The sequence below is a fragment of the Paenirhodobacter sp. genome, from assembly GCF_041916475.1.
Taxonomy (GTDB): Bacteria; Pseudomonadota; Alphaproteobacteria; order Rhodobacterales; family Rhodobacteraceae; genus Rhodobacter.
In genome coordinates, this window is the sequence record NZ_JAYRZN010000048.1 from 1 (window position 1) to 17,697 (window position 17,697).

A 17,697-nucleotide genomic window follows, 5' to 3' on the forward strand; every position below is an offset into this window, starting at 1 on the left:
AGCCGCAGCAGCCAGAAAAAAGAAGGAGACAAACCCGACCTTGACCCCAGCATGAACCGAAATCCATAATCAGAGGTGGCTCACTTCTCGGTGAAAAAACCGGCTCAGTTCTGAGTGAAAATCAACAGGTCTCGGTGGTCCTGTTGGGGCGGGGCATCGGTCGAGGCTTCCGCACGGCGTCGGGCATCTTCCTCGCATTGACGCTGAACCCGGTCCATGTGCGCCCGTTGCTCCGGGCTGATCCACCCGGGGGGCGTCACGAGGCCCTTCCCGGCAACCCAAGCGGGACCTGTCGGGAGCATCACCGGGACCGCCTACTCGCCGCCTTGGCGGCAACCAGATCGGCCACCGCTTGGGCAGCTACGGGTGCGTCGAGGTGGCGCTTGGCGGTGTCCAGCATCTGGTTCACCTCGGACATGATGGCGGCCATGATAGCCGCGTGGTCGTCCAGCAGGATATCTTTCAGGTTCATGTCGTGGCCTCCTATGCCTTGAAACCGGGGATGTTCCGCTTGTGGGCAAAGGGGTCTGACTCAATAACCGGGGGGAGGCTCACAACGTGTGGGCAGCGGCGCACGGCGATGAACTGTCGCAGGTGGGCGTGGGTCTCCACGGGGAGGCCCTCGGACGTGCCGCCGTTGGCTGCAAGGATGGCGTTGATTTCGGCCTGAACGTCAGGGTTCAGGTAGTCCGTGGCCGTGTTGAATCCTTCCTCCCGCTGCGGGTGGTAGGACGTAACTGTGACTGGCATGGTCGGGTTCCTCTTTCAGGTGATGATAGTGTGCCCCCCGGAAAGGACCGGAGGGCGGAAAGTATGCGTCAGACGCGGACCATGCCGGAATGCACGGCGGCGCCGAAGCTCATGGCGGGCTTGCCGGGGATGTTCACCATCCACTCCCCACGCTTGTTGTCGAAGGTGATGCACTTGCGCTCTGCGGGGGGCATATCTGCGACCGCCTGTGCGAAACCTTCGGGATCGGTGCGGGGGAACTGGGCCAGCCGTGCGACTGCCTGTTGCCCGAGAGCGGAGAGTTCCTCCTTCCCGGACGTTCCCCGGAGCGTGGCGCGGCGGGCTTGCAGGAGTTCTGCGTCGGTCAGGTAGTCTTCCAAGAGCGGCACAGAGGCCCCCACGGTGGCAAGGGTGGCGTTGGCGGAGGCGACGTAGCCCGCATGGACCTGTTGCATCTGCACTGCGCTGAACCCCTGCGGGAGCATGTCCAGAGGTAGTTCCCCGGTCTCCACGGCGCGTTCGATCAGGGCATCCGTGACGGCGGCACCGTGCGCGGTGTCCACAGCGTCGAGAATTTCTCCGGCGACCTTGGCCCTATGCTGGGCAACGGAGACTTCTTCCGGGGCCTTGTCCGCGTCCGCCTTGGTGCCCGCCTCGGTGCCGTTGTCTTGGCCCTTGGCGGGTTCATCAAAAGGGAGCGGCTGACCTTCGGCCCAGTGCGGCGGGATCAGGCCCCCGGCCTTGGCTGCCTCCACGGATACCTCCCCCATGCCGGGCACGGCGATGTAGCCGGGACGGGTGGGCGGGGTGGCGTGGTAGGTTACATCGCCTTGGGTTTTGTCGTTCGAGGTGGCGGAGGTCATAACCCCGTTTTTCCAGACAACTTCCTGCCGGGATGCGATCTGGGTGGAAGCCTTAGACCCCATGCGGGACTGTTGCTCAGCCGGGGAGTGGGCCTTGGCGAGCGACTGTGCGGACTGAGCGTCTGCGTCGGTGGTGATATTGAATTCGGAGGCGTGAGCCATTGTCGTGTTCCTCTATGATGTTGGATGATGTGGACCGGAATTGGTTGTTTGTTTGGTCCGATGGTGTGTCCTAATCAGGCGCCCCGGTGGGAGACCACGGTGAGGAGAGCACCGAGGAGGTGGCATGTCACTGCGCCCCCGACCGGATCACTTCGCGCATCCCAATAGATGCCGACCACAGCTTTCAGGGGGATGGACGAAGTGGGTCTGTCGGGGTGTCCGTGACCGAGTAAGGCGGGGTGCCCCTCCTCCTCGTCCTCCTCCTAGATATCTTGAAGGGGTGGTCTTACAGCGCAGCCCACGGTGGCGCTTACAGGGGGTTGTCTGTCGGGGGAGGGCTTGCGCCCCCCGCCGAGGTATTCACACCGGGAGAACACGCTACGGTCCACCGTGACGTGCGCAAGTAGGGTCTCTTATATATGGTGGAGGGCGGATAACCGCTTCTCCTTCCACTCTGTCCACGGACAAGGCCGCTCCTTCAAAATGCCGTCCCCGTAGATCGGAGGCGCATCTGGGCCGAAGTATTCAGCCGGGAATGCCAGTTCGTCGGATGACGGAAGCACGGTCTCCGGGTTCACGACCTCATAGGACCGCTGCCCATAGACCTCGCGACAGTAGTGATCCAGAACATGGGCAATATGGAGCCGCCCTGTTCCGGCACCACCGGCATCCCGATTGCCCCGGAGACGCGCCCAGCTTCGGAGCATTTCCCTGTTGGTGACAAGACACCGAAGTTCGGCATTGCCTCGTGCCTCTGCGATCAGCCGTTGCATGAAATCCGCCCGGTATGCCGGAGGGGTCTCATAGAGCGAATCTGACAGGGCCTTGACGCGCCCCTTGCGGTTCTCGTGGATCCGCCTAGCCTCGGCGCTATCTGCGATCCGGCGGGGGCCTCGGGCGGCGTTGTTCGTCGCCGCCTTCTGGCACTGTCGGCTGCAATAGACCGCATCACGGCGCTTTGGTGCGAACTCCGTGGCGCAGCGGGGACAGGTGGCTTGGGGGTTTAGGGTTTCGACAGAGGGTTCAGCGGGCGCATCTAAGGCGAGGGTCGAGTAGTCCGATTGGGGTAAGTACACGGTTCGGCAGGTAGTAACGGGGACGTGAGCTTTCAAGAGGGTTGGGTGGGGATTTCCGAGGCATGGGCCGCGATGGGCTGCACCTTGGCGAGTGCGAAGTCGATCCATTGGCGAACCTCTGGGCTGCCCGGATCGGTGCCCTGTACGATTTCCCGAAGCGCGACTTGCAGGAACTCGGCGGCGATGGATAGGTCATTGATTGCGCCGATGCGCTGGGCGTCTGCTGCGGCGAGCTTCTTCATGGCATTTCCTTCGTTGCGGGTTGACTGGCGGCTTGTCGCGGCCATGCCCAGAGGATGGTTGCTCCGTAATGCATTGTAAAATCACAATTAAGTCCCTGTATGGGAACTATCCGCAGCGGTTATTTATGCCCGCCTTAATCTCGCCAAGAGCTTAGCCCTCGGGCCCGAAATCCGCTGTTGAAACAATTCGCTCCGACAACTGGTGCTCCAGCTCGCGCACCTTACGGTTCACCATCTCGGGGATCTTGGCGATGAAGGCGTCGAGGCTCAGCTCCCCGGACGCCACCTTCTCCTCATCCTTGATGTAGGAGCCCGTCTTGCGGATCGACGGGATCACAATCTTGGTGATCCAGTCTTGGAACGCACGGGCCGCCGGGTTGGACCGTTGGGCGCGGAGGACGATTGTGTAGAGACCGCTCTCGGAAATCATGTTGACGGGGAGGCCAGCCGTGACCGGGGCACCCCTGGAATTTCTTAGGGTGAGGGAGTTAAGCGTCTGTCGTTCAATTTTACGCCTATCCGAGTCTGCCAGCGGCCGGATAGTGGTGGTTACGTTCGACAGTCCTAGGACGGCCAGCAGTCGGGACACCCGGCCGGGTCCTCTCCCTTCCGGCGTCGAGAACAAACCCTCAACTTGAGGGGAAGTTAAAAAATCCCTATAATTCAATACGAAAACCTCATCCACGTTCATGATGCGCTTGGAGTTGTCTGCGCTTTTGTCCGACAGGCCGAGGGCACGGACTACGTCGAGGGCGACGAACAAAATCTTCCCCTCGATCACCACGGTGCGCAACTGGTGGCCATTGAACGTGAACGTTTCGAGGTCGAAGGCGGGTTTCTTGGAGTTGTTGGTGTCCAGCCCGGTTCCGAGGACACAAACTGATAGCGAGACACAAATGGTCCGAAGCGGACCTATTTACCTGCCCCCGCGTCCTCCTGAACCTCCCCGAGTATCCGATAGACGCTCGCCCGGCCAATCCCGAGGCGCTTGGCGATCTCACTCCCGCCAATCCCGTCCCGGTGCAGCTTCACAACGTCGTCGGCCTTGGCCCGTGCTGTGGGTGCCCGGCCTTTATACTTCCCATCGGCCTTAGCCTTGGCGATGCCCTCGCGCTGACGCTCTAGCATGATCTCCCGTTCGAACTCTGCCACGCCCCCGAGGATGTTCAGCATCAGCTTCCCGGTTGGCGTTCCTGTATCAATCCCCATGCCGAGGATGCGGAGGCTGACGCCCTTGGCCTCTAGCTGCCCCAAGAGGGCCACCAGATGCGCCACGGAGCGGGCCAGACGGTCCAGCTTGGTGATGACTAGGGTGTCGCCCTGACGAGCGAAGGCAAGGGCCTCGGTGAGCTTCTCACGCTTCACCACGTCCACCGAGGAGACTTGTTCAACGAAGATGCGTTCACACCCCACGGCGGCAAGGTCACGCTCCTGTGCCTCTAGCCCTGCCCTCTGGGCGATGGTCGATGTCCGGGCATATCCGATCAGCATGGCGGTTGTCTCCTGTCGCTGTCTCATTGGGTCTTAGACGTGATACGTCCTCCTGTCCCAAATCGTCAAGACAATTCTTATGGGACACTCTCTGGTGCCCCGTGAGACGCCCCGCTAGACTGTGATCTGTGAGACAATTAGCGCCCCGCACCGACGATCAGGCCGGGGCTGATCAGGGCCACCGGGACGTGGAACCCGAGGGGCCACCGGGGGGGAACTGCGCGGCCTCGACTGTCGAGTCCGGTGTCTCGAATTTTTCCGCCAAATTATTTCATCGGCCTTGTCAGCACCCTGAAAGTGCCGCTATCGTCGGGACACATTCCAACCACGTCAGGGGCACACACCTGACCACCGGCTTGGATGGTTGGCGCATCAAGTGCTTGATATGAAATACGTTCTCAGGCGTTCTTCGCGGTTCGATCATGATCCGAGAAGCTGGCTCTGGGCACCACATTAATATCATAGATCTGCGATCTGAACGATCGGACGGTTGTCGTTGCATTCTTGCGACATCAATTCCAGCCCAACCGTACGAGCCTTTTAGCCAGCTAGTTGCGGAGCAGGCGGTAGCTCGTTCCGAGCAGGCATATTGAAGCCCCTGTCTTCAGCGCCGCCATTTCCGACAAGACTGCGGTTCAATCTGAAGCGAAGGGCTGCGATGGCCTTGGTGCGAAGCAGAACTCGACCGTACACGATTTTCTGGAATCCATGCTGACGTTCCCGACGAGGAGAGACGGTCTCCTTCGCGCGTGGACGCGGAAATTGCATAGAAATTTCCATAATTTATCTGGTGTTAACAAATCTGGGCAAGCTAGGCTTGATGCTGCGGAACAAGCGGATCGTGGTTCTCTTTCGGGGTCACGGAATTCCCGCATGAACCGGGAAAGGCCTGTTGCGGCGGAGTGCGCGATCGGCGCATTCTGGAGGGCATCTTGGCACGCTATGCCGCCGGTATTCGTAACACAAACTGCATCAGCGCGACGACGGACCTTCTGTACAACTCAGGCCAATACCCGCCCCAGCTGCAGTGCGTTTGCACGTATTTTCGCCTGTCTGCGTTGCTGCCGATCATGGTGCCGATACGGATATCTCGGCCCCATGGATCATCTCTGTCGCTTCCGGGCGGAACGATATGTTCGGCGCCGGGCCGTTCGTGGCTTCAGTGGCAGCAGGCTCTATGATGAGGAGGGAGCCCCAAGGGTGATCCTGCGCCGCTCTCGTCGCCCCGACCCGAACCGCCGGATATCCGTCTCAAGGCTTTTCCCGTCAGGCAAACACCTGAATCTCATCGATTCAACCCATGCTGGTGGCTGAGAAAACGGCGCGATTCCACACCGGCGGAGAAGGCGACGAATGTTTCTTGCAGTATTGAGGCGCGCCGAAAGCTGAGGGCACAACTTGGCCGCCGCCTGAGCATGCATGGCGCTGAACTCTCCCACCCTCGGCTGCAAACCGATCGCGGATCTACGGCCCGTCTCTCGGTGCGTGCCGGGTGGAATCTGGGCTGTCGCCTTAGATCGAACGCAGCGGAAAGCATGGGGATTGCCTCAGATGGCGGCTAGGAGTTAGGCCGCCGCAATGGAGCTCCACGCTCCGGAGGCGGAGGCCGTGCGTCGTGCCGGGCGAACCGATGCGAGGACGGCGCTGCGCGGTAGAGATTCGTTGGCTGGAGGCTTGAGAAGCGCTCCGGTGCCGTCAGCTCTGAGGAACCTCCCGCGGTCCGGCGTTTAATGATGGAATGGCGTGTCCTCATTGTTCGCTGGACGCCTTGGCCCCGGTTGGCGACCCGCTGACCGGGGCCACCGCAACCTTTTGCACGAATGAGATGGGTCAGATTGCGCTGACTGGCGCAGGCCCCACACGCGCTCCACCCATGCCCGGCTCAAGGGCCGCCAATGGGCAGGCCTATTTTCTCGATGAGCGAGTGAGGAGCTGACGACCCATCGCTTCGCGAAGCAATGCCGCGCCCGCATCGGCCTGTTCCCGCGCGGCGTACCGGCGTCGAAGAGCAATACGACAGCTGCTGGACGGGGCGGAATAACAACGCCTCCTCTTCGGCGCCACCGCGCGCTCCCTGTTGGTGCGCCTGGCCGCCCGGAGCTGGTCCGGGCAGCGCCTCAGAGCGCGCGCCAGCCGATATCGCTGCGGCAGAAGCCCTCGGGCCAGTCGATCCCCTGCACCATCGCATAGGCGCGCTCCTGCGCCTCGCGCAGCGTGGCGCCGCGGGCGGTCACGTTCAGCACACGGCCTCCGGTCGCGACCAGCTGGTCGTTGCGCAGCGCGGTACCGGCGTGGAACACCATGTGGCTGCTGTCCTCGGGCAGGGCGTCCAGCCCCTGGATCAGCGTCCCCTTGGCATAGGCGCCCGGATAGCCCTGCGCGGCCATCACCACGGTCAGGGCATGGTCATCGGCCCATTGCGCGCGGGCTTCGCCCAGGCGCCCCTCCGCGCAGGCGATGAGCAGATCGAGCGCCTGCGCGCCCAGCCGCAGCATCAGCACCTGGCATTCCGGATCGCCGAAGCGCACATTATATTCCACCAGCCGTGCCCGGCCATTCTCGATCATCAGCCCGGCATAGAGCACGCCCTGAAACGGCGTGCCGCGGCGCGCCATCTCGGCGATGGTCGGGCGCACGATCTCGTCCAGCACCTGAGCCTGAATCGCATCGGTGAGCACCGGCGCGGGCGAATAGGCGCCCATGCCGCCGGTATTGGGGCCGGTGTCGCCGTCGCCCACGCGCTTGTGGTCCTGCGCGGTGCCGACGGAGAGGACGTCGCTGCCATCCGACAGGATGAAAAAGCTGGCTTCCTCCCCGGCCATGAATTCCTCGATCACCACCTCGGCGCCGGCCGCGCCGAAGGCACCGCCGAAGATCTCGTCGATCCCGGAGAGCGCCTCATCGAGCGTCATCGCCACGATCACGCCCTTGCCGGCCGCGAGGCCATCGGCCTTGACCACGATCGGCGCGCCCTGGGCGCGGACGTAGTCCTTCGCGGCCTGCGCATCGGTGAAGCGGGCATAGGCCGCCGTCGGCGCGCCGCAGGCATCGCAGATTTCCTTGGTGAAGGCCTTCGACGCCTCCAGCCGCGCGGCCGCGGCCGAGGGGCCGAAGGTCAGGATGCCCGCATCGCGCAGCGCATCGGCCACGCCCGCAGCGAGCGGCGCCTCGGGCCCGACGATGACGAAATCGATCGCGTTCTCCTCGACACAGGCCAGAACCGCCGCGGCGTTGCAGGGGTCGATGGCCGCGCATTCGGCGATGGCGCCGATCCCGGCATTGCCCGGCGCGACGATCAGCCGATCGCATTTCGGGTTCTGCTTCACCGCCCAGGCAAGGGCATGTTCGCGGCCGCCGCCGCCCAGGATCAGAATGTTCATGGCAACCCCCTTGGCCTTCGCTTTGTGGCCTTCTAAGGTCTTGGCCGAAACGAGGCAAGGCAGATGGATCTTCTGGACGACGGCCCGGCGGGGAACGCGCATGAATATACCGTGTCAGAGATTTCCGGCGCGGTGAAGCGCGTGCTGGAGGGCGAATTCGGCCGGGTGCGGGTGCGCGGCGAAGTGGGGCGCGTGTCGCGGCCGTCGTCGGGGCACATGTATTTCGATCTGAAGGACCAGGGCGCGGTGATGGCCGCCGTCAGCTGGAAGGGCCAGGTCGCGAAGATGCAGATCCGCCCCGAGGAGGGGATGGAGGTGATCGCCACGGGCCGGCTGACCACCTTCCCGGGGCAGTCGAAGTATCAGCTGATCGTGGACAGCGTGGAGCCTGCGGGGGCAGGCGCGCTGATGGCGATGCTGGAGGCGCGGCGGCGGGCGCTCGCGGCCGAGGGGTTGTTCGACGAAGGCCGCAAGCGGCCGATCCCGTGGCTGCCGGAGGTGATCGGCGTGGTGACGTCGCCCTCGGGCGCGGTGATCCGCGACATCCTGCACCGCCTGCGCGACCGCTTCCCGCGCCGGGTGCTGATCTGGCCGGTCGCCGTGCAGGGGCAGGCCTGCGCGCCGGAGGTCTCGGCCGCGATCCGCGGGTTCAACGCGCTGGTGCCTGGGGGCAGGGTGCCGCGGCCGGATCTGATCATCGTCGCGCGGGGCGGCGGCAGCCTCGAAGACCTCTGGGGTTTCAACGAAGAGGCGGTGGTGCGCGCGGCGGCCGAAAGCCGGATCCCGCTGATCTCCGCCGTGGGCCACGAAACCGATACCACGCTGATCGATTTCGCAGCAGATCGCCGGGCGCCCACGCCCACCGCCGCGGCGGAAATGGCGGTACCGGTGCGCGCGGATCTCGCGGCCTGGCTTGCGGAGGGCGCCGCGCGGATGGCGCGGGCGGCGCAGGGGCGGATCGAGGCGCGCGCGCAGCGGCTGAGCGATCTGTCGCGTGGCCTTGGGCGGCCCGAGGCGCTGGTGGGCGGGCCGCGGCAGCGGTTTGACCTGGTGTCGGATCGTCTCGGGCCTGCGCTGCGCATGGTCGTGGTGCGTAAGCGTGCGGGCTTTGCGCCACTTGCGGCGCAGGTGGCGCCACGCCTGCTGCGGCAGTTTCTGAATGGGGAGCGCTCGCGGATAGACCAGCTTGCGGGCCGCTTGCGGCCCGCCCCGGGCGCGCGGCTTAGCCCCGCCCAAGATCAGCTCGACAGTCTGGGGCGGCGTCTGGCCGCCGCCCAACTGCGGATGCGCGGCGAAGCCGAGCGGCGCAACCGGGAAGGGCGCGCAGCGCTGACCTTACTCGCGGAGCGGCTGGAGCAGGCGCCGAAGGCCCGGCTGGAGCGGCTTGCGGAGCGGCTGGATCGGCTCGACCGGATGCGGCAGACTCTGGGCTACCGCGAGACCCTGCGGCGGGGCTATGCTGTCGTGCGCGATGCGCGGGGGCGGTTGGTGACGCAGGCCGCACAGGCGCAGGCCGCGGAGGCGCTCGAAATCGAATTCCACGATGGCCGCGCCGCCGTCCGGCCCGTACGGGCGGAACGCGGGGCGACCCCACCCCAAGAGGCGGCGCAAACCCCCCCCAAGCGCGGTGCCGGGACCCTTCCGCCCGAACAGGGCAGCCTGTTCTGACCCTGGCATCGGGGGGCTGGAGCAGCGCAGCACTGGCGCTCAATGACACCGTCATGGGCGCGGGGCGGCATCCGCTCGGGACAGTGCTGGGAGGACGTCGGGAAGCGCCGCAAAGGGCGTAGGGGAGCGTCGGAGGGTTCGGTCGTCCCGGGGCTCAGGCCGGTTTCAGGCGCTTGCTGCACCGGGCCGGCTTGGCCTGGGCGCGGCCATATCCGGTGTCGCGGGCGAGCCGTGTAAACACGGGGTTTCCCGACGGTTTTTTAAAGCCTGCGCGGCGATGCCGGGGTTTTGCACCGGAGCGTGGCGCGCCAGGGGTTGTCTTGGCCCGTGGCCCCGCAGCTTGAAGAGCCGGCGCGCGACGAGGTTGGTGGCTCAGGCGCCGACTTCCGGCCCCGGGCAGTTCAGCGGCGTGGCGCTTTCCTGCAGCGAGACCAGTGGCGCGCCGATCCGGTCGCCCTCAAACCGTGCGATCAGGCCCGCAGGCGAATCGTGGAAGGTCCAGCACTGCAGGGGGGTGTCGTCGTGATAGTCGAAGCAGATCTGCTCGCCGAGCTGGAACCAGTCCCCCTCCCGGCATTCCCCTCCATCGAAGGCCCAGACGACCTTGTGCCCGGGCCGGTACTCCTCGATCCCATAGGGCACGCCATTTGCGGTATAGGTGATGGTCTTTCCGCGGGTGCGGGCATCGAACTGATCGGCGGTCATGGCCGGGGCGGTCTCGCCCGGGTCGGCCAGGGCCGCGAGCGGCGCTACCGTCAGCAGGGCGGCGAGGGGAAGGATGCGGATGTCCATGCCGCCAAGACTGCCCGATCCCGCGCCAGAACGGAAGCCACGCCCGCGTGAGCATGCTCCGGATCTGCCGATCCGGCCCTGAAAATCGTGACCGCGCGCGCGGTCACAGTGGCCGGTAGAGCCGTCGCACGCGCGGATCCATGATCCGGTGCCAGAGCCGCGGCAGGAGCGCGATCGTCGCCATCACCGGCAGGGAATGGGGCAGCATCGGATGGCCGCCGGGGCTCAGGCGCAGCGCGGGATAGGGCCGCGCGGGATGGGCGTGATGGTCGGAATGGCGCGGCGCATTCAATAGCCACAGCGCCGAGACGGGCGCTGCGGCATCCCAGCTGTGCGCCGGGGTCACGGGCTCGTAGCCGGTGGCGGTCTGCCGCCGCTCCAGCCCGTAGTGCTGGACGTAATCCGAAAGCAGGCTCTGCATCTGCGCATAGGCCGCGAGCGCGAGATAGGCCAGGAGCCCGGGCAGGCCGAACAGCAGCACCATGCCCCAGATGAAGCCCACGCCGCCGAGGAGGGCTGTGCAGACCGGCGTCCAGCCCCATCCGGGCGCGCGGGCGCGTTCGGCGGCCCAGGCGGCGCGTGCTTCGCCCGGCCAGGCCTGGCGCAGGAAGGCCCAGAAGCTTTCGCCCAGCACGGCGGTGTTCGGGTCCGCGCGCGTGGCCACGAGCGGGTGATGCACCAGCCGGTGGGCGGAAACGTGATGGCCATAAAGAAGCGAGATATAGATCCATTGGCCGAGCCGGAACAGGCGCCGGTCGAGGCGGTGGATCAGCTCATGCGCGGTGGCATTGGAAACCTGGCCGAGGAACAGGCCCGCCGCCCAGAACAGCGCGACCCGGTCCCATATCCCGAGGCCGCTCAGCCCGGCGAGGCCCGCCACCGCCGCGAGCAGCACCGCAAGATGCACGGCGCCAAGCCCGACACAGAGCAGATCCGCCTCCGGGAATTCGGCGCCCTCGGGCGCATCCGGCGCGGGCGGTAGCAGCCGATCCAGCGCGAGCATCAGCCCCGCGATCCAGAGCAGGGCCAGCCAGCACCACCAGCCGCCCACCGCCGCGCCGAGCAGAATGGGCAGCACCGGCGCCAGCGTGACGGCGGCGAAGAGGCCGACACCGGGGGCAGGGCGGCCGGGCGGAGTGCCGGCCGACGGATCGGCGGGGCCGGGCAGGGCAGGCGCCATAGCGGTGGCATCCGGGCGTGCCTCGGGCGCGGGATGGGCAGGCGGGGCGGCGATATCGGAGGGCTCTGTCATGGCCGCGATTGCGCCACGGCGCGCGCCCGGGCGCAAGCCTTATCGGCGGGAATCGGCGGGCCTCTTCCATCGCGGGCCGCGATCCATTAGGTGAGAGGAAACCCCGGAGTGCGCCGATGTCCTTCTTTTCCAAGCTCAAGTCGCGGCTGACCCGCTCTTCCTCGAAGCTGGAGGAAGGGCTGGAGGCCATCGTCAGCGAGGCGCCCGCCGCCCCCGAGCCCAGCCCCGAACCCAGCTCGGCACCGGCCGCGCCGCAGGCGGAGGCTCCGGCGGCAGAAGTGAAGCCCGGCCTCTTCGGCCGTCTGCTGGGCCGCGAAGCCCGGCCCGAAGAGCCGCGCCGGGTGCTCGACGATACGATGCTCGAGAGCCTCGAGGAGCTGCTCATCGCCTCCGACATGGGCGTGGATACGGCGCTGCGGGTGGCGGCGAACCTCGCCGAAGGGCGGATGGGGCGGAAGCTTTCCGTGCGCGAGATCAAGGACCTGCTGGGCGCCGAGATCGCCCGGATCATGGAGCCGGTCGCCCGCCCGATGCCGATCTATCCCAAGCGGCCGCAGGTGGTGCTGGTGGTGGGGGTGAACGGTTCGGGCAAGACCACGACCATCGGCAAGCTCGCCTCGCAGTTCCGCGCCGCGGGCAAGACGGTGGTGATCGCGGCCGGAGACACGTTCCGCGCCGCGGCGGTGGAGCAGCTGAAGGTCTGGGGCGAGCGCGCGGGCGTGCCGGTGCTGACGGCGCCGGAGGGCTCGGATCCGGCCTCGCTCGCCTTCGATGCGATGGCGCGGGCGGAGCAGGACGGCGCCGACCTGCTGCTGATCGACACCGCCGGGCGGCTGCAGAACCGCGCCGACCTGATGGAAGAGCTCGCGAAGATCGTGCGGGTGATCCGCAAGAAGGACGAGACCGCGCCGCACAACACGCTGCTGGTGCTCGATGCCACCACCGGGCAGAACGCGCTGAACCAGGTGGAGATCTTCTCGAAGATCGCCGATGTCTCGGGGCTGGTGATGACCAAGCTCGACGGCACCGCGAAGGGCGGCGTTCTGGTCGCACTTGCCGATCGCTTCGGCCTGCCGATCCATGCGATCGGGGTGGGCGAGCAGATCGACGACCTCTCCCCCTTCGATCCGGAGGAATTCGCCCGGGCGCTGGTCGGCGCGGAGGGCTGATCCCTTGGCGCGGCAGGCGGGCCGCGGCCTCCGGGCGGCTCAGTCCATCGGATCGACCTGCGCGGCCTTCGGCCGCTTGCGGGGCGCCTCGAAATCCGGATCGGCGGGCAGGGTGGTCTCGAAGCGCTGCAGCCGCGCCTCGACCTTGCGAAACAGCCACAGCACCGCCACGGTGATGAGCGTGGCCAGCGCCGCGAGCCCGATCCGCCCGGTGCCGCAGGCAAGCCCCACCGCCCCCGCGAGCCACATCCCCGCGCCGGTGGTGAGCCCGCGCACATGGCGCCCCGAAACCACGATCGAGCCCGCAGCCAGGAAGGCCACCCCCGAGGTGACCGCACCGATCAGCCGCACGATATCGCTGCGCGCGCCGCTGTCGGCGCCCTCAGCGCGGGAAATATCGACCAGCTCGAAGGTGATCAGCGCGAACAGCGCCGAGGCGATGGCAATGAGCATATGCGTGCGCAGGCCCGCGGGCTTGTGGTGCCATTCGCGCTCGAACCCGATCGCGCCGCCCAGCACCAGCGCGGCCAGCATCCGCAGCGCCGCGACCGAGGGCGGCGTGGCGGTGAAGGACTGCGCGATGTCGGACCAGATGTTTGTGAGGATATCCATGGGCTTTCCCGCGAGATGGGCATGAGCGAGCTTATCGCGGGGATCGAGGGCACGCCAGCGGGCGAACAGGCGGCGCTCTGGCTCGCGCTGATGGCGGCGTTCCTGCATGCGCTGTTCGGGGCGCTGCAGAAGGGCCGGTTCGACCCCTGGATCAGCCGCGCCGCGATCGATATCTGCGCGGGCGCGATGGCGGCGCCCGTCGCGCTGTTCGTGGCGCCCTGGCCGGAGCCGCATATGTGGCCGGTGTTCGCGGGCATGGTGGTGATCCATGTGTGCTACAAGGTGCTGCAGGCGATGACCTATCAGCGCGGGGCCTTCACCGTGGTCTATCCGGTGGTGCGCGGCTCGGCGCCGGTCTTCGCGGTGATCGGCTCGGGGCTGCTTTTCGGCGAGCATTTCAGCTGGGGCCAGTGGGCCGGGCTCGGGGTGCTCTTGGCCGGGATCTACGGGCTCGCGGCCTACAACCTGCGCACGGTCACGCTGGAGCGCGAGACGATGGTGCCCGCGCTCGCGCTCGCCTGCGCGACGGGGGCCTTCGTGGCACTCTATACGAACTACGACGCCTGGGGCATCCGCGCCACGCGCGACCCGCTGACCTTCCTCGCCTGGTTCTTCCTGCTCGACAGCCTGTTCATGCCGCTCTACACGCTGCGGCGCTGGCGCAACTTTCCGGCGCAAGATGTTGTGCCTTTGCTGAAAAAGAGTGTGCTGGGCGCCTTTGTCGCGTATTTCTCCTTCGGTGCGATCATGCTCGCCACGCGGCTGGGCCATGTCGGCAAGGCGGCGGTGCTGCGCGAGACATCGACCGTCTTTGCGGCGGCGATCGGTTGGGTGGTGTTGGGCGAGAAGGTCGGTCCGCGGCGGACCGCGCTGATGATGTTGATCGCGGCGGGTGCGGTGATCGTGGAACTGGCGGGCAGGTAGATGGCAGAGAAACGCAAGATCAATCCGTGGCTGAAGGCGGCGCTGGAATTCGGGCCGCTCCTGGTGTTCTTCGCGGTCTTCACCCGGATGAAGGACGCCCAGGTGATGGTGGGCGGCACCAGCTATTCGGGCTTCGTGGTAGCGACGGCGCTGTTCATCCCGCTGATGATCGTGACCACGGGGCTCTTGTGGCGCCTCACCGGGCGGCTTGCGCCGATGCAGGTGGCGACGCTGGTGCTGGTCGTGGTGTTCGGCGGGCTGTCGGTCTGGTTCAACGATCCGCATTTCTTTAAGATGAAGCCCACGCTGATCTATCTGATTTTCGCCGGGCTGCTGGCGGTGGGGCTTTTGCGCGGCAAGCCCTGGCTGCAGCTGGTGATGGACGAGACGATCCCGATGCGGCCCGAGGGCTGGCTGATCCTGACGAAGCGGCTGATCGCGCTGTTCCTCGGGCTCGCGGTGGCCAATGAGCTGGTCTGGCGCACGATGTCGGACCAGGCCTGGGTGAACTTCAAGACCTTCGGCCTGACCATCCTGATGTTTGGCTTTTTCATGGCGCAGGGCCCGCTCATTACCCGCTATGGCCTGCCGAAGGACAAGGAATAATCTTCCCTCGCCGCCGGTTGACTTCGGGATGGGCCCGGGTCTAGGGCAAGGAACCACCCAGGAGGCGACCCGATGACGCAGGATTGGAAGACCCGGACGAAGCTCGTGCATGAAGGCATCCGCCGCAGCCAGTATGGCGAGATGGCCGAGGCGCTGTTCCTGACCCAGGGCTTTGTCTATCCTTCGGCCGAAGTGGCCGAGGCGCGGTTCATTTCCTCGGGGCCCGATGAATTCATCTATGCCCGCTATGGCAACCCGACGACGCGGATGTTCGAGGACCGGATGGCGGCGATCGAGGGCGCGGAGGATGCCTTTGCCTGTGCCTCCGGCATGGCGGCGGTGAACGGGGCGCTGATGGCGCTGCTGAAGGCGGGCGATCATGTGCTGGCGGCGCGGCAGATGTTCGGCTCCTGTCTGCATGTGCTGAAGGTGCTGGGCCAGTTCGGCGTCGAGGTGACGCTGATTGATGGCGCAGTGGCGGAGAACTGGGCGGCGGCGGTGCGGCCGAATACCAGGGTCTGTTTCTTCGAGAGCGTGTCCAACCCGGGGCTGGAGGTGATCGACATCGCCGCCGTGGCCGCGGCCGCGCATTCGGTTGGCGCGATGGTGGTGGTGGACAATGCCTTCGCCTCGCCGATCTATTCGCGCGCGATCGCGCTTGGCGCCGATGTGGTGGTCTACTCCGCCACCAAGCATATCGACGGCGGCGGGCGCGCGCTTGGCGGCGTTGTGCTTGGCAGGAAGGAATTCATCCGCGGCGCGCTCGAGACCTATGTGAAGCACACCGGCGGCGCGATGAGCCCGTTCCATGCCTGGATCATGCTCAACGGGCTGCAGACGCTGGACCTGCGGGTGCGCGCGCAGACGGCAAATGCGGTGGCGGTGGCGGCCGCGGTGCAGGGCCATGCCAAGGCGCGGGTGATCTATCCGGGGCTGGAGGACCATCCGCAGCATGCGCTGGCGATGGCGCAGATGGGGGCGGGCGGCACGCTGCTGTGCCTTGATCTCGCGGGCGGCAAGGAGGCGGCGTTCCGGTTCCTTGATGCGCTGCGGATCGTGTCGATCTCCAACAACCTCGGCGATGCGAAATCGATTGCGACGCATCCGCCGACCACGACCCACAAGAACCTGACCGAGGAAGACCGCGCGGTGATCGGTATCACCCCGGGCATGGTGCGGATCTCGATGGGCATCGAGGACGGCGAGGATCTGGTCGCCGATATTCTCGGCGCGCTCGACGCCGCCTGAGCGGCGGCGGCTTGCCGAAATGGTGCCACCCGGATGAACCATTCTGGATCTGGCGCGTATTATGCCCATATGTAGCGGGCCCCGCGGGGGCCTGCGCAGGGCAGAATCGGAGAGGCCGATGAATATTCAGCAGCGGGTGGACGCACCGGATACCGATGCCGCAGAAGCGGCGCTGGAGGTTCTGCGGGCATGGGCGGCGCAGGCCGACCCTGCCGAGGTGGCGCGGCTGGACCCCGCCATCGCGCGGCTGCTGCCCGGGCGGCCCCTGGGCAACTACCCCGATCTGCGCCGGCAGTACGACGATGATTTCGCCGCCGATGCCGCCTACCGCGCGACGCTGCCCGATCTGCAGAATGGGCCGGCCTCGCTGATCGTGGGGGCGCAGACGCGGATCGAGCATGTGGGCATCTCGAATTTCCGGCTGCCGCTGCGCTACCGCACGCGGGCGGGCAGCGATGTGACGCTCGATACTTCCGTGACCGGCACGGTGAGCCTCGATGCCGACAAGAAGGGCATCAACATGTCGCGGGTGATGCGCTCGTTCTATGCCCATGCGGGGGCGCGGTTCTCCTTCGAGGTGATGGCGGCGGCGCTCGACGACTACAAGGACCATCTGGAGAGCTTCGACGCGCGGCTCATGATGCGCTTTGCCTTCCCGCTGCAGGTGCAAAGCCTGCGCTCGGGGCTCAGCGGCTGGCAGTATTACGACATCGGCCTGGAGATGGTGGATACGGCCGGGGCGCGGCTGAAGGTCGTGCATCTGGATTACGTCTATTCCTCGACCTGCCCCTGTTCGCTGGAGCTTTCCGAGCATGCGCGCCAAGCGCGCGGGCAGCTGGCGACGCCGCATTCGCAGCGCTCGGTGGCGCGGATTTCGGTGGCGCTTGATGAGACCGGCGGCCTGCTGTGGTTCGAGGACCTGATCGACATCGCCCGCCGCGCGGTGCCCACTGAAACCCAGGTGATGGTGAAGCGCGAGGACGAGCAGGCCTTTGCCGAGCTCAATGCGGCCAATCCGATCTTCGTGGAGGATGCGGTGCGCGCCTTTGCGGCCGGGCTGATGGCGGATCCGCGGGTGGGCGATTTCCGCGTGGTGGCGAGCCATCAGGAGAGCCTGCACAGCCATGATGCGGTGGCGGTGCTGACCGAGGGTGAGACCTTCGCGAGCCAGAGCCTGGACCCGCGGCTGTTCGCCTCCCTGATCCACCGGGGCTGAGCGCGCCACCGCGCAACGCCCGTTCCGGAGCGGGGGGCGCGCCCGTCAGTTCAGGCGGCGGGCTTCGCGGGCGAGGATCTCGCGCGCGGGATGCGCGGCGATCGGCACGCGCCGGTCCGCGGAGATGGACCCGGCCGCGATCAGCGCGTGGTAGCGCGCGCAGCACACCCGCAGGAACGAGGTGAAATTGCCGAGGTCGTGATCGGCATCCACCGCCTCATGCCAGAGCCGGGTGATCAGCTGCGCGACGGACATGCCGTCGCGCGC

The 17,697-nt window shown here is 66.5% G+C and carries 16 protein-coding genes; 6 read left to right on the top strand and 10 right to left on the bottom strand.

Annotated elements, in window-relative coordinates:
* Positions 1-301: 301 nt before the first annotated feature.
* The 6 genes from ACOMG5_RS15695 to purD all read right to left on the bottom strand — a co-directional run bounded on the left by ACOMG5_RS15695 (position 302) and on the right by purD (position 7,943).
* Positions 302-472 carry a hypothetical protein gene (locus tag ACOMG5_RS15695; protein WP_420344735.1) on the bottom strand — a complete coding sequence of 57 codons (171 nt, stop codon included), beginning with the start codon at positions 470-472 and terminating at the stop codon, positions 302-304.
* Between the two features lie 346 nt (positions 473-818).
* A complete protein-coding gene (locus tag ACOMG5_RS15700; protein ID WP_420344736.1) occupies positions 819-1,754 on the bottom strand; it encodes a hypothetical protein in 936 nt (311 codons plus the stop codon).
* Between the two features lie 1,108 nt (positions 1,755-2,862).
* Entirely contained in the window at positions 2,863-3,072 is a 210-nt protein-coding gene (locus ACOMG5_RS15705) for a hypothetical protein (protein ID WP_420344737.1), read from the bottom strand.
* 151 nt (positions 3,073-3,223) lie between these two features.
* Positions 3,224-3,856 carry a Bro-N domain-containing protein gene (locus ACOMG5_RS15710; protein ID WP_420344753.1) on the bottom strand — a complete coding sequence of 211 codons (633 nt, stop codon included), beginning with the start codon at positions 3,854-3,856 and terminating at the stop codon, positions 3,224-3,226.
* Between the two features lie 128 nt (positions 3,857-3,984).
* Positions 3,985-4,563, bottom strand: coding sequence for a recombinase family protein (locus ACOMG5_RS15715; RefSeq protein WP_420344738.1), 579 nt, complete (start codon positions 4,561-4,563; stop codon positions 3,985-3,987).
* Positions 4,564-6,680: 2,117 nt separating this feature from the next.
* Entirely contained in the window at positions 6,681-7,943 is a 1,263-nt protein-coding gene (purD, locus tag ACOMG5_RS15720; RefSeq protein ID WP_420344739.1) for a phosphoribosylamine--glycine ligase, read from the bottom strand.
* Between the two features lie 63 nt (positions 7,944-8,006).
* Here purD and xseA point away from each other — a divergent pair, with 63 nt between their 5' ends.
* Complete coding sequence (gene xseA / locus ACOMG5_RS15725) at positions 8,007-9,611, top strand: exodeoxyribonuclease VII large subunit (RefSeq protein ID WP_420344740.1); 1,605 nt, start codon at positions 8,007-8,009, stop codon at positions 9,609-9,611.
* Positions 9,612-9,983: 372 nt separating this feature from the next.
* Here xseA and ACOMG5_RS15730 read toward each other — a convergent pair whose 3' ends face one another.
* Complete coding sequence (locus tag ACOMG5_RS15730) at positions 9,984-10,403, bottom strand: hypothetical protein (RefSeq protein ID WP_420344741.1); 420 nt, start codon at positions 10,401-10,403, stop codon at positions 9,984-9,986.
* A 103-nt stretch (positions 10,404-10,506) separates the two neighbouring features.
* Entirely contained in the window at positions 10,507-11,655 is a 1,149-nt protein-coding gene (locus tag ACOMG5_RS15735) for an alkane 1-monooxygenase (RefSeq protein WP_420344742.1), read from the bottom strand.
* Positions 11,656-11,771: 116 nt separating this feature from the next.
* Here ACOMG5_RS15735 and ftsY point away from each other — a divergent pair, with 116 nt between their 5' ends.
* Positions 11,772-12,824, top strand: coding sequence for a signal recognition particle-docking protein FtsY (ftsY, locus tag ACOMG5_RS15740; RefSeq protein WP_420344743.1), 1,053 nt, complete (start codon positions 11,772-11,774; stop codon positions 12,822-12,824).
* Between the two features lie 39 nt (positions 12,825-12,863).
* On the opposite strand, the gene ACOMG5_RS15745 is transcribed toward ftsY, so the two are convergent.
* The gene (locus tag ACOMG5_RS15745) at positions 12,864-13,436 is read right to left on the bottom strand and encodes an MgtC/SapB family protein (protein WP_420344744.1); all 573 of its coding nucleotides are present in this window, start codon (positions 13,434-13,436) and stop codon (positions 12,864-12,866) included.
* 21 nt (positions 13,437-13,457) lie between these two features.
* Here ACOMG5_RS15745 and ACOMG5_RS15750 point away from each other — a divergent pair, with 21 nt between their 5' ends.
* The 4 genes from ACOMG5_RS15750 (at position 13,458) to folE2 (ending at position 17,430) form a co-directional block, all read left to right on the top strand.
* Positions 13,458-14,360, top strand: coding sequence for an EamA family transporter (locus ACOMG5_RS15750; RefSeq protein WP_420344745.1), 903 nt, complete (start codon positions 13,458-13,460; stop codon positions 14,358-14,360).
* The gene (locus ACOMG5_RS15755; RefSeq protein ID WP_420344746.1) at positions 14,361-14,966 is read left to right on the top strand and encodes an inner membrane-spanning protein YciB; all 606 of its coding nucleotides are present in this window, start codon (positions 14,361-14,363) and stop codon (positions 14,964-14,966) included.
* 72 nt (positions 14,967-15,038) lie between these two features.
* Positions 15,039-16,214 (top strand): aminotransferase class V-fold PLP-dependent enzyme, encoded by a 1,176-nt coding sequence (locus ACOMG5_RS15760; RefSeq protein ID WP_420344747.1) that lies wholly within the window; start codon positions 15,039-15,041, stop codon positions 16,212-16,214.
* Positions 16,215-16,332: 118 nt separating this feature from the next.
* Positions 16,333-17,430 carry a GTP cyclohydrolase FolE2 gene (gene folE2 / locus ACOMG5_RS15765; RefSeq protein ID WP_420344748.1) on the top strand — a complete coding sequence of 366 codons (1,098 nt, stop codon included), beginning with the start codon at positions 16,333-16,335 and terminating at the stop codon, positions 17,428-17,430.
* A 45-nt stretch (positions 17,431-17,475) separates the two neighbouring features.
* Here folE2 and ACOMG5_RS15770 read toward each other — a convergent pair.
* Positions 17,476-17,697, bottom strand: a 222-nt coding sequence (locus ACOMG5_RS15770; RefSeq protein ID WP_420344749.1) for a ribbon-helix-helix domain-containing protein, incomplete at its 5' end; no start/stop codon positions are given.